We start from the raw sequence: 15114 nt of genomic DNA, 5'->3' as shown, positions 1-15114 counted from the left end.
CCGCTGATGCAAAAGCAGCTGATCGCCACCATCGACGGCGCCACCACACTCATCTGCCTGGAAGCCGCCGGGCAGATCAGGGACGTCAACGCCCGGTTCGACACCCTCAACGGCAGCTTCTTCGCGCCGCCGTTCCACATCCACTGCCGCTCGGTGGTTGCCATCTACATGAAGGGCGTGATCGAGCAGCAGCGTGCTGAGGCGAACACCGAACTCCGCCGCCGGGGCCGGACGGTGCCGGACGGTTACACCGGTCACCGGTCGCTGCCGCCCGCTCCGGTCGCCGCGCCGGATGAGCCGAGTCCGGTGGAGCGGTTGCGGGATCGACTGCTCGGCTGGCTGCCGTCGGTGTCCGGGCTGCGCCGGGCGGCCGGGCGACTGTTGCGCGGCCGCCGCGACCGGGTGCTCGAGGAGATGCTGCGGCGGGCCGGTGCCGACGGGCCGCCGCAGGTGGTGTCGCGCTCCGAGCTGGTCCGGCTGGTGCAGGGCGGCGCGCGGCCGGTGTGGCGAGGTATCACCGGCCCGGACGCGGCCGGGCGTGCCGAGCAGCTGCGCAGCGGCCCGCTGTACGTGGGGCTGGGGATCTACGGCAACGGCGTGTACGTCACCAGCACGGAAGCCGGGGCGCGTCGGTTCGCGGGTGCCGACGGGGTGGTGGTTGTCGGCGTGCTGCTCGCCACCGCCGTGGTGGTGGCGTGGCCGGAGCTGGAGGAGCAGGTCGAGGAGCTGCAGGGCCGGTTGTCGGCGGCGCAGCGGCGCAGGCTCGCGCCGATCCTGGCCGATCCGGGCCGGGTGGCGGCGGCGCTGGGGTACCAGGCGGTGCTGCTGCCGAACGGGGACGTGCTGGTGCTGGACCGGGCGGCGCTGGCGGTGGCCCGGTGAGTGACCACGACCCCGACCTGTGCAGGCGGGTAGCGGCGGCGGTGCAGGTGATGGAGCTGGAGATGGCGGACCGGGCGGTCGTGGCGCGGCTGGTGGAGGACGCCGCGCGATTCGAAGAGCTGCCGCAGTGGCTGCGGGCCCGAGTAGAACGCGCTGAGCGCTCTACACCTGCTTGAACGACTCCTCGGCTTCCTGATCAGTCCACTCGTCTCGCCGGAACTGGTTGGCGTCCACGTGCTTGCCCTCGTGCCCGCGCCCCAACCGGCAGGTGAGCGGCGTGAACCCGCCGCTCGTGATGTTCGCCGCGAACTCCGACTCGCACTTCGCATCTTGCTCCCGACGAGCTTGCTCCCTGGCGGCAGTCAGCTCGGCGCGCTGCCGAGCGATCGTCCGCAGGAAGTCCTCCGCAGGGTGCTTCGACACATGCGCCTCGATCTGCTTCTCGGTCTTCGGAAGACGAGGGACGTACTGGTCAAACGGGATGCTCAGGAACCACTCGCACTCGTCGACCGGGCACAGCAACCGGCTCTCGTACACCTGTACCTCCACGTGGCGAACGGCAGGTGAATCGTACGGGCGGGCCGTGTGACACCCCGTACGGGCTCGGGACGCGTACGTGCGTGCGCGGTCTTCATCGCCCGATCATCGCCGCGTCCAGCAGGGACGCACCACACCACCCGGACACCCGCCGACCGGAACCCACGGGGGCCGCGGCCAGGGGTGGACGAGCCGACGAGACGGTGCGGACCGCGACGAGCGACAGGAGACGGCGATGCCACGCAGGCGCGGCACGAACGGCACCCGCAACGGCGGTACCCGACGCACCCGCGGTGGGGGCGGCGGCGACCACCTCGACCAGCTGCTCAACGACGACCGGGGCGACCAGGACGACACCCGCGACGACGACCTCGACGACGCGGCCGACGACCAGGACACCGACGACGACGGCGTGGACGACCAGGACGACAGCGACCTGGACGACGACACCGACGACCAGGACGACCCGCCGCTCACCCGCGCCGACCTCGAACGCGAGGCACAGCGCATCGCCGACCGCACGGTGAACGCCGTGCTGCGGGAGATCCGCGGGGCCCGCCGTCAGGGCGACCGGGGCAACCAGCGCGGTGGCCGTGACCAGCGCCGTGACCGGGACGACGACCGGGGCGCGGCCGACAGCGGGCCCGACCCGGCCGACCTGCGCGAGGCTCGGCTGGCGTTCCGGGAGTACCTCGGCGACCAGTACCGGCCCGGCACGCCGACCGAGCGGGAGATCGCCGCCGAGCTGGGCGGGGCGCTCATCCGCGAGCACCTCGTCACCGGCGGTGGTGATCCGGACCGGGCGGCGCGCACGGCGGCGGACACCGTGGCGAACCGGCTGCGCGCGCACCGGCGGGCGATCGAGCGGCAGACCGTGGCGGCGCTGCGCAAGCGCGGCGCGCTGCGCGACGACTACGGCAGCGGTTCGCAGAACGGCGGCGCTCCGGCGGTGTCGCTCCCCGCAGGCCGCGCGCCCGCCCCGGCGAGGACGGCGGACCTGCGCAAGCAGGCGCTGACCCTCGCCGAGGAGTTCAACGCCCAGAACGGGCACCAGAAGCCTGCCGGTCAGGTGGCCGGCTAACCCCAGGAGGAAACCATGTCCGGTGGCGGTTTCACCGCGGGACTCAAGACGGTCGCCGACCCGTTGTCGCCGAGCGTGGAGTTCCTGGCCAGCCAGGACTACACGGTCAAGCGCAGCGGCATCACGCTCGACGCCACGGCGGTCGCCGCCGACGGCGCAGGCAACAAGATCGTCAAGGGCGGCACCGTGCTCTACCGGCACGCCGCCACCGGCAAGTACGCGCCCGCCCCTGCCGGGGGCGCGACCGGCACCGACGCGGAAGCGAAGGGCCTGCTGTTCGCGGGCGACGTCAACCTGAGGGACGGCGACGTGGTCTGCGGCATGTTGATCCGCGGCTCCGTCTACGAGGCCCGGTGTACGGGCGTCACGTCGGCGGTGAAGACCGCGCTCGGCGACAAGATCCTCTGGCAGTAGCCACCGGCCACCGCTGAACACCCACACGAAGGAGTAACCGATCATGGCCGGTGCCAACCTGTGGCAGCTGGAGCAGTTCCAGCCTCCCGTGCTCCTGGGTTTCGTCCGGAACCTGCTGCCCGACGAGCGCTACATCGGCGACATGCTGCTGCCGCCCGAGACCATCGACGACGTCGAGTACGAGTACATCAAGGGCATCCGCGACACGCCGGTGATGGCGCACATCATCGGCTGGGACTCCGAGTCCCCGATGGCCGGCCGCCCGGCGCTCGGCGAGCGTGTGAAGGGCGAGCTGCCGCCCATCAAGCGCAAGAGCAGGATGAGCGAGAAGGAAGTCATCCGTCGGTACATGCAGCCTCGACGCGGCAGTGCCGACCAGCAGGCCGCGCTCCGCAAGGTGTACGCCGACCTCGCCCGACACGTCGCCTCCATCCAGGCCACCACCGAGTGGCTGGACCTGCAGGCGCTCACCGAGGACACCGTCGTGTACGACGAGGACGGTGTGATCATCGAATTCGACTACGGCGTGGTGCCCCAGCAGCAGATCACCCTCGGCGCCACCGCCGGGTCGGCCACCAACGGCACCGGTGCCACGGTGGCCGCTTACGGCCCGCACTGGTCCGACACCGCGAACGCCACCCCGATCAGCGACCTCATGATCCTCACCCGGGAGATCGGCCAGCGCGGCGAGCGCCCGCGGCGCATGCTCATGTCGGAGAAGACGTTCGACTACCTGCTGGTCAACGCTCAGATCAAGGGCTGGCTGTTCCCCGCCGACGCACCAGACCGCCCGCTGCTGCCTGAAGAGGTGCTGCAGCTGCTGACCCGCTACCGGCTGCCGCAGCCCATCCTCTACGACGTGGAGGTCGGCAAGGAGAACGCGGACGGCTCGGTCACCATGGTCCGCACGATGCGGGAGAACGCCGTCACCCTGTTGCCGGAGCGTCCGGTCGGCAAGCGGCTGATCGGCCCGACCGCAGAGTCGATGGCGCTGATCGGCACGCCGTACGCGGCGCAGGCACCCGGCATCTGGGGTGCGGTGTGGGGCACCGACGAGCCCCCGCAGGGCTGGACGAAGGCGGCAGCCGTCACGTTCCCGACGCTGCCGGACGTGGACAAGATCGGCCAGATGACGGTCTGGGCGTAGGAGAGCTTCATGCGGGTCGTGTTGCGCGAGGACGGCCCGGGTGGGGACCGCGGGGCGCGGGCAGCAGCATCGGTCGCTCTGGACGACGACCTCCGTCCAGACGGCCGATGCTGCGCATCCGGCCCCGACGACAGCACCGCCAGCCTGCCGCAGGCCACCGTCGCCGCCCGCACCGGGCACTACCGCGACGCCGACGGCACCCAGCACTGGCAGTGGACCGACGTCGCCACCGTCCCGGTCCTACTCACCGTCACCCGCGAAGAAGTCGACGACGACACCGGCCAGAGCCGCATCACCGCGACCGGCACGCTCGGCTGGACCGCCGACCTCGACTGGCCCGGCGAGACCGCCGAGGTGCGCGTGGACGGCGCCACGTGGTCGGTCGTGGAGAGCGTGCCGCTGCCGGGCGCGGTGCGGGTGAAGCTGGAGCGGCTGACCGATGCCGAGTAGCAGCCGCAGCCGCCACATCCAGGTGACCGGCCTGGACGCCTGGGTCAATGGCTTGGAGAAGCTCGGCACGCCGACGCAGGATGCTCGCGAAACGTGGGACCGCGTCACGCAGCAGTTCTTCGACCGCACGCAGGAGCACACCCACATCATCACCGGCCGGCTGATCGCCTCTGGCCGGTACGCCACCCAGCGGCGCGGCGACACCATCGAAGGCCGCATCACCTACGGCGGCACCGAAGAGGTGTTCTACGCCGCTTACGAGTTCGGGCGCGGTGGCTCGCACGACGCGCTGCTGCTCGGCTTCCTGGAGGTGCAGGCCCGGTACGCGCGTGCGCTGCGCGAGATCATCGAGGACGAGGTGCGGTCGTGGAGGTAGAGCCCGCGGTGCGACGACACCTGCTGAACGACCAGGCGGTGCGCGGCTACGTGGGCGACCGGGTGTACAAGCAGCACCTCGACGAGCACGTGCAGGGCGCGGGGAAGCGGGCGATCGTGCTGCGTGTCGACGGCGGGTGGTCCCAGCCCGACACGGTGCAGACCAGCGAGTTCCCACTGCTGTACATCGACTTCTGGGCCGACCGGTCGCGGGACAGCACCGGCCGGGCGGTGGCCGATGACGCGATGGACAACGCGCGCGCCGTGTACCGGGTGACGGACCCGCTGCTGCACGCGCGCCGCGGCGAGCGGTGGGGGTCGTTCGGCACGCACCGGGGGCTGATGGTGGTGTCGTCGGCGCGGTGGAGCGAGCCGATCGTGCAGACCGAGATGCGCAGCCACGGGGGTACGTTCCTGGGCGTGAAGCTCGGCGACTGCGCGGTGGTCACGGCGGCGTACGCGCTGCACGTCCTCCACTAGGAGGAAAACCGGGTCGAGTTAGGAGGATCGGGTGGCGAGACGGCGGGGCGGGTTCCGGTCGAAGGCGCAGTGGCGATGGGCCTTCGCGAACAAGAAGAGCTGGGCGCGCAGGTGGGCGCACCGCACACGCTCCTACCGGGGGCTGCCCCGCCGACGTGGACGGGGACGCCGGTGAAGCTCCTCGTGCGCGGCCCGGTCGACACGGTCACCGGCTACGGCAACGACGTGGTCGGCCTCATCCAAGCGCTGCTCGACTTTGGGGTACAGGTGCACCTGTGGCCGACCAGCCTGCAGCCACCGGTGCCGCGCCGCGTGCTGGCGCTGCTCGACCAGCCGATCGCGCCGCCGTACGACGCGGTGCTGCTGTACGAGCAGCCCCGCAACCTTCTCGGCGTGGAGCAGTACTGCGACGTGGCCCGCGCGGTGCTGGGCTGGACGATGTGGGAGCGCACGCCGGTTACTCCCGCTGCGCTCGGTCTGGCGAGCGAGCCGGAGGGGCGGCCGTTTGCCGCGCTCGACACGCTCGTGGTGACGTGCCCGATGAACGTGGAGGCGTTCCGGGCTGTCGACGACGTGGTGCCGATCGAGGTCATCCCGCCCGGCTTGGATGTCGAGGCGTTCCCGCAGGTGCGCCGCGGGCTGCGCGGGCCGGTGGTGTTCGGCGCGAACATGGTGGTGTCGTCCCGCAAGGATCCGTACGCGCTGCTTGCGGCGTGGCGGGACTTCCGGGAACGCTGGCCCGAGCTGGACGCGCGGCTGGAGCTGAAAACCATCCCACCCGGCCTGCATCCGCGCGTGACCGACGTGTATCCCGACGTGGTGCTGCACCAAGCGGTGTGGTCGGTCGACCAGGTCCGCGACTGGTACAGCTTGCTCGACGTGTTCGTGTCGGCCGCGCGCGGCGAGGGCATGAACAAGCCCGCCGTCGAGGCCATGGCCACCGGCCTGCCCGTGGTCGCCACCCGCTGGGGCGGGCACGCGAACTGGCAGAGCGCGCAGCACGGCTACCCGGTGGCGCACCGGCTGGCCGACAGCCCGCTGGAGCGCGGCACGCTCGACGGGCCGGTGGTGCACGACTCGCTGGTCACGGCGCTGCACACCGCGGCAACGGACGGCATGACCCGGCTGGCCAAGGGCAACGCCGCAGCGGCGTTCGTGCGGTCCGCGCTGTCGTGGCAGCACGCCGTCGAGCATCTGCTCCGGGTGGCCTCCAAGCACCTGTGACCGTGTGACGCTCACGACCGGCACAGCGGCTCGACTACGCACGGCATGCCGCGGTCTCTCACGATCACCGCGTCCAGCCAGACCCCTGCGGGGTTGACGCGAAGGCGGTGCACGGTGACGGCTCCGATCATCGAGGGATTCTCCCTCTCCCACGCCCAGGTACTCGACGGTGACGAGACGTTCGTGGAGGCTCTGCAGACCGTCGCGAACGCCGACGAGTGGGACATCTACGGCGTGAACAACGGCTCGCTGGAGCCCAACACCGACTCTTACGACAACGAGGGCGACGACGCGGTGCTCTCCACGTGGGAGTGGCTGAACTACGCCGAGGTCGCCGTGCAGGCGGGCTACATGTCGTTCCCGCTGATCAGCAACATCACCGGCGAGCCGGTCTCCTCCGGCACGATCGCGGGCGGCGCGACCGCCTACGCCATCGACATGTGGACCGAGCGCACCATGAACGTCGCGCGCCGGCCGATGATCCTGCAGATGCCCGCCAAGACCGCGCAGGGCGCGGTGGCGAAGCTCGTCCTCGGGCTCTACAGCGTCAGCTTCGCGCCGATCACCTTCGACGGGCCCGCCTACAAGGACGGCCTCAAAATCAACTACGGCGGCAAGGCGCTCATGTCCGCGTTCGACGAAACCGGCGCGCCGTTCCCCGACGGCATCAAGCGCGTCGCCCGCACCCTCGCGATCATCGAGGCGTAGACCGTGGCCACCACCAAGCGCCCGGCCACCAAGCCCGCCGCGACCGCGACCGCCGACTTCGAGGTCATCCTCGCCGAACCCGGACACCTCACCGTCGCCGGGATCCCCGCCAGAGTGAAGCGCATCCGCACCCGCGAACTCATGCTCGCCGTGCGCGTCCTCACCTCCGGCGTCGGCGCCGGCCTCGCCCACATCGACTGGGACGACCGCGACAACCTGCAGGTCAACCTCGCCGGCCTGCTCTTGTCCGCGATCCCGGACGCCTACGACGAGTTCGTGGATCTCGTCCGCGCGCTGGTCGAGCCCGCCGAGCCGATCCAGGACAGCGACACCCAGCGCGCCTGGAACCAGGAGATGGCCAACCCCGAGGTCGAGACCACGGTGGACGTCATCGCCGTCTTGGTCGCCCAGGAGCGCGACGTCATCCCGGTGCTGCTGGGAAAAGCACGCACGCTCCTGAAGGCCAGCTCAGCGCTGTTCCGGACCGGGAAGAAGAACAGCTAGACGCCGACGCCCGCGACTGGCAGCGCCACCCCTGGTCCCGGACCTTCGACCTGATCAGCGCCGAGTACGGCTGGCACGACGACACCATCCTGGACCTTCCGCTGCAGCGGCTGTGGCAGGCCCGCGACGCGATCCTCGCCCGCCGCCGCGCCGACCACCACCGGCACACCCGGCTGGTCGAGCAGCAGACCCGCTGGCTCGTCGGAGCGGTGCACGGCGCGGCCGGCAACAAGCGGGCGGCCGCAGCAGCAGCGGCGGTGTCGTTCCTCGCCGAGCGGCGCACCGTCGTGCCTCGACTCGGCGACATCACTGGCCGCTACGGGCAGCCGATGGCCGTGATCCGCAACGGGGAGGTGATCCTGGTTGGCGACTGAGACCGGCGCCGCGATCTTCCGTGCTGTCGCCGACTTCTCCCGGCTGCGTCGCGAGTCACGTCGTGCACGCGACGACGTCAAGGGACTGGGAGATGAGGCCGGCCGGTCCGGCAGGAAGGTAGCGGACACCGAGAAGTCCAGCGACCGCGCAGGCACCGCGTTCGGGCGGCTCGTCGGACGCGTCCAGCGGGTCCACGGCGAGCTGGAGAAGTTCCAACGCTCCCGCGCCGGCCGCACCCTGGACCGGATCACCGACGCCGCCGGCCGGATGCTGCGCACCGTCGGGTCCATCGGCGCGAAGCTCGGCGGGCTGTCGCTGCTCGCGACCGCCAGCACCGCGGCGGTCTCCCCCATCATGTCGCTCGTCAGCGCGATCGCGGCGCTGTCCGGAGCGGCCGGAGTGCTGCCCGCCGCGCTGGCCGCCGGTGCCACAGCGGTCGGCACGCTGGCGCTGGGCCTGATCGGGCTGAAGGAGGCGTTCGAGCCTGCGGCGGCTGGCGCGTCGTCGCTGGCCAACGCGCAGCGAGCCGCCGACCGTGCGTCCATCACCGGTGCCGAGCAGGTCCGCGCCGCACGGCAGCGGCTCGCGGACGCCCAGGTGTCCGCCACCCGCCGGGTCATCGACGCCGAGCGGGCTCTTACCCGCGCCCAGCAGGACGCCCGGGACGCGCAGGACGACCTCAACCGGGAGCGGGCGGAGGCCGCCGAACGGCTTGAAGACCTGCAGCTGGCGTTGCGGGGCGGGGCGCTGGACGAGCGGTCCGCGATCCTCGCGTTGACCCGCGCGCAGCAGCGGTTCGCCGAGGTACAGCGCTCCGGCCGCGGCGGGCTCGACCTCGAGGAAGCCCGGCTCGGCGTGGAGGAAGCGCAGCTCGCGCTGGACGAGACCCGTGAGCGGTACGCCGACCTACAGCGTGAAGCGGCTGCGGCGAACGCGGCGGGAGTGGACGGCGCGGACAACGTGGTCGCGGCACAGCGGCGGGTCGCCGACGCCGCGCAGGAGGTGGCCGACGCCCAGGACGGCCTCGCGCAGGCCCGCACCGATGCGGCGCGGGACGTGGCCGACGCCGAGCGGGATCTGGCGGCGGCGATCCGGGACGCGGCGTGGGCGCAGGAGGACGCAGCAGCCAGCATCGCTTCCGCCGCTGGGAAGGCGGCGCCTGCGCTCGCACGGTCGGCTCAGCAGGTCGTGGACGCGGTGAAGGGTCTGCAGCCCGAGTTCGACGCGCTGCGCCTGGACGTGCAGGAGCGGATGTTCTCCGGACTGGGCAGCCGGATCACCGAGCTGGCCGACCGGTACCTGCCGATGCTGCGCTCCGAGATGGGCGAGACGGCGACCACGTTCAACGGCATGGCGCACGACATCGCGGACTTCCTGGCGCAGGACTCCACGGTCGACGACTTCGGCACGTCCCTGGACAACTTCAACGGCCTCTGGCACGCGACACGCGGAGCGATCCAGCCCGCCGCCCAAGTGCTGCTCGACTTCGTCACCGTCGGCTCCGAGCTGCTGCCCGAGGTGGGCGAGGACGTCACCGACCTCACCCAGCGGTTCGCCGACTTCATCCGCACGGCCCGCGAGTCCGGAAAGCTCGAAGAGTGGATGCGCGACGGCGTCGACCAGGTCAAGGCACTCGGTCGCGCGCTGAAGAACGTCGCCCGGATCTTCGCCGCCGTCGCCCGCGCCAGCAACGCCGAGGGCGCCGGCCTGTTCCACACCTTGGACGAGCTGACCGACCGGCTAGCCGACTTCCTCGAGAGCGCGGAGGGACAGGAAGCGCTCACCAAGCTGTTCGCCGCGGTCGGCGACGCGGTCGACGTGCTGCTGCCCGTCCTCAAGGCGCTCGTCTCCACGGGCGCCGACATCGCCCAGGTGCTGGTCCGGATCGGCGAGCGCATCGGTCCGGGCGCGGTCGCGGTGATCGAAGGGTTGGGGAAGGCGTTCGACCAGGCCGAACCGTCGCTGCTGGACTTGGCCGACGCGGTCGGCGAGTTCCTTGAGGCCCTGGGCGATGCCGGGCCGCTGGTCGGCGAGCTGGCCGGCGGCGTGGCCGACGTGCTCACGCCCGCCGTGCGTGCCCTGGCCGACCTGCTGCAGCTCCTCGCCGACGGGTTCAACGCCCTGCCGGAGCCCGCGCAGGACGTCATCGGCGCGGTCGGTGGCCTCGGCATCGCCGCGCTCGCGTTCCTCGTCATCGGAGGCAAGCTGCTGAAGTTCTTCACCGACATGGGGTCCGGCATCAAGGACTCGATCGACTGGTTGAAGAAGTGGCGCAAGGAGGTCAAGGACACCGCCGGGGACGCGGATCTCGACGCGGTCGGCAAGAAGAAGGGCGCCGACGGGAAGGCCGGCGGCAAGCCGGGCGGTGGGGTCGACGTGCCGGTCGTCGTGGACGCCGACGCAGCCCGCAAGTCCGGGGAGAAGGCCGGTACCGCGGCCGCCGAAGGTGTGGGGAAGGGCGCAAAGTCCGGCTGGTCCCGTGCCCTCGGCGCGGCAGGACGGGTGTTCGGGTTCATCGGCATCGCCCTGCTGGTCGACGAGGCCGCCGGCGGCGACCCGGAGTCCGAGATCGAGCAGATCCTGCGCGACGTCCGCACCACCCTCGACGAGGAGGTAGGTCTGTGGAAGCAGGCATTCTCCGACGCGGAGACGTGGATGCTGCAGCGCGGCGCCGACATGGCGAACGCGTGGGCGGTCAGCGAGACGCTCGTCGGCGACAAGCTGGCGTTGCTGGGCTCCAACTTTGTCGACTTCTGGACGGGCGCGTCCGAGGACACGGCCACCTACTCCGGCGAGATCGGCGCGAACATCGACGGCTGGCTGACCGGCATCGGCATCGTCTGGGACGAGAAGTGGCGCGGCGCCAAGGACACCGTCAGCGGTGCGTGGCAGGACATCCAGACCTTCGCGTCCGACGGAGCCACCGGCACCACCAGCCACGTCAACACCATCCTCGACGCGCTCGGCCCCGAGTGGTCCTCGAAGTGGGGAGCCGCCTACGAGACGGTCCGTGACTGGGCATCCGACATCGGTGATGCGATCAGCGACGGCGTCGACACCGCGGTCCGCAAGCTGGGCGAGCTGACCCGGGCGCTGGGGTCGGTGTCCGGGCCGTCCCCGTCGCGGGTCGTCGACATGGCCAGGCTGATCGCGGGCTGGTTCAACAAGGGCGGCAAGGTGCCGGGGGGCGGACCGAACCGCGACGACAAGCTGATCGCGGTGACGGGCGGCGAGTGGGTTGTCGACCGCCGCAACACCGAGCGCTTCGAGCCGCTGCTGCGCGCGATCAGCTCCGGGCAGGGCGAGCGGGTCATGCACACCGCGATGGCGCTGTCCACCGACGACCTGGTGGCCAACGCGGGCGGAGCGCGCATCGTGCCCGCGCGTGTAGCCGCCGCCAGCGCGCTCGCCTCGCCGGCTGCGGTACGGCACACCATCGCCGCTGACGGGCAGCCGGTGATCGGGGAAATGCACGTCACGCAGGTCGTCAACAACCCGTTGCCGGAGAAGCCGTCGGTGACGGCGTCGAAGCGCATGGGCAGCGCGGCACGGCACGGGCTCGGGCAGGCACTCGGGAGGCCATCGTGAGCGTCACCGTCGGCGGCACGTCGCTCGACACGCTCGTGTGGAACGTCCGCACCCTCGGCAGCCGGCTCGCGACCGCCGGACGCCGCGGCGGGAACCTCGCCACCGCCGGGCTGGACGGCGCGCGCTGGCAGCCGAAGCCGCTGGCGGAGCTGACGTTCGACCTGGCCATGTGGATCCTCGGCAGCGACACCGACGGCCTGTTCCCCGAGTCCGGCACGCTGCGCGGGCAGATGCGGGCCCGCTACGACGAGCTGCTGCGCATCATGGGCCAGCAGTACGGCCTCACCGAGATCGTCGATACCGACAGCGGACGCCGCTGCTTCGCCGAGATCCAGGGCGCGATCGGGCCGACCACGATGGCCGCAGGGTCGCGCGCCGAGGTGACGTTCCCGCTCGTCGTGCCCGCAGGCTGCTGGGAGGACGTCGCCGTGCTCACCACGCCGCTGGTCGTGCTGCCCGCGAGCGGCCCGGTCACGCTCACCGGGCTCGGCGGAGGGAACCTGCCGCTCACCGGCCTCACGGTGCGGCTGCGCCCACCCGCGCGGAACGTGCGCATCACCTGCTCCGACGGGTCGTGGCTGCAGGTCTCCGGTGATCTGCCCGCCGGAGACGACCTGCTGCTCACCCTCACCGACGAGCCCACCGCCCGCCAGGAGGGCTCGTCGGTGGACCTGCTGCACACCGTCGACTGGTCGGGGACGTCCGCCTACCCGCTGGCCGTGCCGGTTACCTCGTCCTCCGATCCGGTGGTTACGGTCACCGCTGAAGCCACTACAGCCGCCAGTCGCATCCAGGTGTCCGGCCGCAGGAGGTGGCAGTCCGCGTGAGCCTCATGCCCCGCCCCGTGCTGCGCATGGTCGACCCGCTCGGGCGCCGCTCCACCGTGCTGCCCGCCTGGACTCGGCTGGAGATCGGCGGCGACGAGGGCCAGCCGTTGACGCTGCTGCTGGAGTACGACACCAGCCATCCCAGCTACGCGCTGCTGGCCGACCAGGCGGAGGTGGTGCTGCTCCTCGACGGCCAGGAGATCCCCGACGGCCGGTTCGTGCTCGACGAGATGACCGACGACGAGGTCACCGACGGCGAGACCGGCACCTGGAAAGGCTCCAGTTCGCTGTACGGGCTGGCGTACGCGCGGGTCTACCCCGAGGGCTACCCCAGCGTCGAGGTACCTGGGGTGCGGTTCGAAGGTGTCACGCCCGGCTACGCGCTACGCCGCCTCGTGGAGGCCGCGCAAACCCGCGGCTGGTGGCCCGAACTGACCCTCGGGTTCACCGACGGCCACGACTCCTCCGGGCAGCCGTGGGCGGTGATGCCCGACGAGTTCCTCGACATGGGGCAGTCCTACCTGGACATCCTGACGCGCTGGGCCGACCGCCGTCTCGCCGTCGCGCGCGTCACCGGCGGCACGGTGCTGCAGCTGTACGCCTACGGCAACCACGGTGCCGACCTCACCGGCCCGGACGGAGTGCAGCTGCTGCGCGGCTCCGACCTCGCCGAGGGCCCCAAGAGCTTGTCGTGGCGGGACACGGTGTCGGCGATGCTCGCGGTCACCGACACCGACGGCATCCCCGCCATCACCGTCACCGACGCCAGCGCGACCTCGCGGTACGGCCGCCGCGAGGGGTTCCTGTCGCAGTCCCAGGTCGACACCGCGGCGGCGCTGCAGGAGATCGCCGAGGGCACCATCGCCGTCACCGCCCGCTCCCGCGACTCGTTCACCTACGGGCTGACGTGCAGCGGCCAGCACCTGCCGTTCGTCGACTACGACCGCGGCGACGTGGTGGCGATCCGGCCGCGCGGCGAGACACGGCAGATGCGGGTGCGGCAGCTCACCGTGGCGTGGGACGCCGACGGGACGGCCACCGGCAGCGTCGCGTTCGGCGCCCGCTACCGCGACCCCGAGGAGATCCTGCAGGACCGCATCGAGCAGCTCACCGGCGGCTCCATGGACGGCGGGCTCTACCAGCCGCCGGTCCTTCCCGGCGGGGCACCCTACGCGCCCGGCTCGGGCACACCGACCCGCGACACCATCCCGCCGAAGCCGCCCACGGACCTCGAGCTGGACGGGGTGGTGTACGAGATCGCGGGCGGGTTCCTGCGGGCGCTCGCCACCGTGTCGTGGACACCGCCCGTCCAGAACACGGACGACACGCTGCTGCTGGACCTCGGCGCGTACGAGCTGCAGTGGCGGCGCGCGGGGTGGGGGTCGTGGCAGCCGGGTGGCACCGTGCCGGCCGATGCGACGACCGCAGTGCTGGTGCTGGAGCCGAACACGGCCTACGAGTGGCGCATCCGCGCGCAGGACGCGTGGGGCAACAAGTCGACGTGGGCGACCGACACGCTGGAGACCGAGGCGGACGCGGTGCCGCCCGCGCTCGCACCGTCCACGCCGATCGTGGACGTCGTGCTGTTCGGGGCACTGCAGGTGGGCTGGGACGGGCAGGCAGCCGACGGGGCTGCGTTCCCGGTCGACGTGTGGACAGCGCAGGTGCACGTCTCCACCACCAGCGGGTTCACGCCGAGCGCGAGCACGCACGTCACCACGTTGTCGCGTCCGGACGACGGGCTGGTCGCGCGCACCGTGCTCACCGACCTGGACGCGGGCACCACCTACTACGTGCGGCTGGTGGCGGTCGACGCCTGGGGCAACGCGGGCCCGCCCAGCGCCCAGGCCAGCGGCGTGCCGGTCGACGTGTTCTCCAGCGTGGCGTCGGAGTTCACCGACTTCGGCAACCTCGTGCCGGACGGGTCGTTCGAGCGGCCGGAGACCCGCACCGCCCTGGTGACCGGCACCGACCTGCAGGAGTCCGCCGACGGCGTCACCTGGACCGCGGGCGGCGGCTGGTCGTTCGTGGAGAACACCGACCAGCACGTGCTGCTGCGCGCCGACGCGGTCGCCGAATGGCAGACCCGCAGCGGCTCGACCCCGCCGACCGGGCAGTCCGCCGACGGCACCTACAAGGACGGGGGCGGCCTGGCCCGCTGGGGATCCGCAGCCGACGTCGCCTACGACCCGAGCCGGCTGTACCGGGTGGCCGCGCGGGTACGCGTCGACCGGAACTCCACCGGCGCGACGCGCTCGGCGTGGGTCGGGGTGGAGTCCAAGACCGCGACCGGCAGCAGCTCGTTCATCAATCTCGCGGGCGCGAACAGCCCGACCGGCATGCAGATGCCCGCCGCGCTGCAGCGCCCCCAGGCGCAGGCCGATGGCTGGCGCACCTGGGAAGGCTGGTTCACCGGCACGGTCGCGGCGGGGGGGGGCGCGGCGGGCGGGCCCCGGGGCCCGCCCCCCCCCCCGCCCGGCGGCCCCCCCCCCCAGGGGGGCGCGGGGGGGGTGGTGCCACAC

General features: G+C 72.0%; 15 protein-coding genes. 14 read left to right on the top strand and 1 reads right to left on the bottom strand.

The features are described 5' to 3' along the window. Positions 1–6: 6 nt before the first annotated feature. Positions 7–882 (top strand): hypothetical protein, encoded by an 876-nt coding sequence (locus ACFXGA_RS06170; protein ID WP_378084786.1) that lies wholly within the window; start codon positions 7–9, stop codon positions 880–882. Beyond that, positions 879–1058 carry a hypothetical protein gene (locus tag ACFXGA_RS06165; protein ID WP_378084785.1) on the top strand — a complete coding sequence of 60 codons (180 nt, stop codon included), beginning with the start codon at positions 879–881 and terminating at the stop codon, positions 1056–1058. Before ACFXGA_RS06170 ends, ACFXGA_RS06165 begins: the two co-directional genes overlap by 4 nt. Here ACFXGA_RS06165 and ACFXGA_RS06160 read toward each other — a convergent pair. Then, on the bottom strand, positions 1045–1419 hold the full coding sequence (locus ACFXGA_RS06160) for a hypothetical protein (RefSeq protein ID WP_378084784.1): 375 nt from the start codon (positions 1417–1419) through the stop codon (positions 1045–1047). The genes ACFXGA_RS06165 and ACFXGA_RS06160 overlap by 14 nt on opposite strands. Before the next feature lie 235 nt (positions 1420–1654). On the opposite strand from ACFXGA_RS06160, the gene ACFXGA_RS06155 reads away from it, so the two are divergent. The 12 genes from ACFXGA_RS06155 (at position 1655) to ACFXGA_RS06100 (ending at position 12592) form a co-directional block, all read left to right on the top strand. Further along, complete coding sequence (locus ACFXGA_RS06155; protein WP_378084783.1) at positions 1655–2500, top strand: hypothetical protein; 846 nt, start codon at positions 1655–1657, stop codon at positions 2498–2500. 15 nt (positions 2501–2515) lie between these two features. Beyond that, positions 2516–2914: a hypothetical protein gene (locus ACFXGA_RS06150; protein WP_378084782.1), complete on the top strand. Its 399-nt coding sequence runs from the start codon at positions 2516–2518 to the stop codon at positions 2912–2914. A gap of 43 nt (positions 2915–2957) precedes the next feature. Next, the gene (locus ACFXGA_RS06145; RefSeq protein ID WP_378084781.1) at positions 2958–4061 is read left to right on the top strand and encodes a major capsid protein; all 1104 of its coding nucleotides are present in this window, start codon (positions 2958–2960) and stop codon (positions 4059–4061) included. A 9-nt stretch (positions 4062–4070) separates the two neighbouring features. Continuing rightward, positions 4071–4511 carry a hypothetical protein gene (locus ACFXGA_RS06140; RefSeq protein ID WP_378084780.1) on the top strand — a complete coding sequence of 147 codons (441 nt, stop codon included), beginning with the start codon at positions 4071–4073 and terminating at the stop codon, positions 4509–4511. Then, positions 4501–4887: a hypothetical protein gene (locus ACFXGA_RS06135; protein WP_378084779.1), complete on the top strand. Its 387-nt coding sequence runs from the start codon at positions 4501–4503 to the stop codon at positions 4885–4887. Before ACFXGA_RS06140 ends, ACFXGA_RS06135 begins: the two co-directional genes overlap by 11 nt. Then, positions 4878–5366 carry a hypothetical protein gene (locus ACFXGA_RS06130; protein ID WP_378084778.1) on the top strand — a complete coding sequence of 163 codons (489 nt, stop codon included), beginning with the start codon at positions 4878–4880 and terminating at the stop codon, positions 5364–5366. The genes ACFXGA_RS06135 and ACFXGA_RS06130 overlap by 10 nt, the downstream gene beginning before the upstream one ends. Before the next feature lie 171 nt (positions 5367–5537). After that, complete coding sequence (locus ACFXGA_RS06125) at positions 5538–6590, top strand: glycosyltransferase family 4 protein (protein ID WP_378084777.1); 1053 nt, start codon at positions 5538–5540, stop codon at positions 6588–6590. A 114-nt stretch (positions 6591–6704) separates the two neighbouring features. After that, the gene (locus tag ACFXGA_RS06120; RefSeq protein ID WP_378084776.1) at positions 6705–7298 is read left to right on the top strand and encodes a hypothetical protein; all 594 of its coding nucleotides are present in this window, start codon (positions 6705–6707) and stop codon (positions 7296–7298) included. Positions 7299–7301: 3 nt separating this feature from the next. Then, on the top strand, positions 7302–7802 hold the full coding sequence (locus ACFXGA_RS06115; RefSeq protein WP_378084775.1) for a hypothetical protein: 501 nt from the start codon (positions 7302–7304) through the stop codon (positions 7800–7802). A gap of 209 nt (positions 7803–8011) precedes the next feature. Then, positions 8012–8176, top strand: coding sequence for a hypothetical protein (locus ACFXGA_RS06110; RefSeq protein WP_378084774.1), 165 nt, complete (start codon positions 8012–8014; stop codon positions 8174–8176). After that, positions 8166–11765 carry a hypothetical protein gene (locus ACFXGA_RS06105; protein WP_378084773.1) on the top strand — a complete coding sequence of 1200 codons (3600 nt, stop codon included), beginning with the start codon at positions 8166–8168 and terminating at the stop codon, positions 11763–11765. The genes ACFXGA_RS06110 and ACFXGA_RS06105 overlap by 11 nt, the downstream gene beginning before the upstream one ends. Then, positions 11762–12592, top strand: a complete 831-nt coding sequence (locus tag ACFXGA_RS06100; RefSeq protein WP_378084772.1) for a hypothetical protein — start codon at positions 11762–11764, stop codon at positions 12590–12592. The genes ACFXGA_RS06105 and ACFXGA_RS06100 overlap by 4 nt, the downstream gene beginning before the upstream one ends. Positions 12593–15114: the final 2522 nt, after the last annotated feature.

The organism is Actinosynnema sp. NPDC059335 (assembly GCF_042752395.1).
GTDB lineage: Bacteria > Actinomycetota > Actinomycetes > Mycobacteriales > Pseudonocardiaceae > Actinosynnema.
This window is presented reverse-complemented; position numbering and strand designations above follow the sequence as displayed.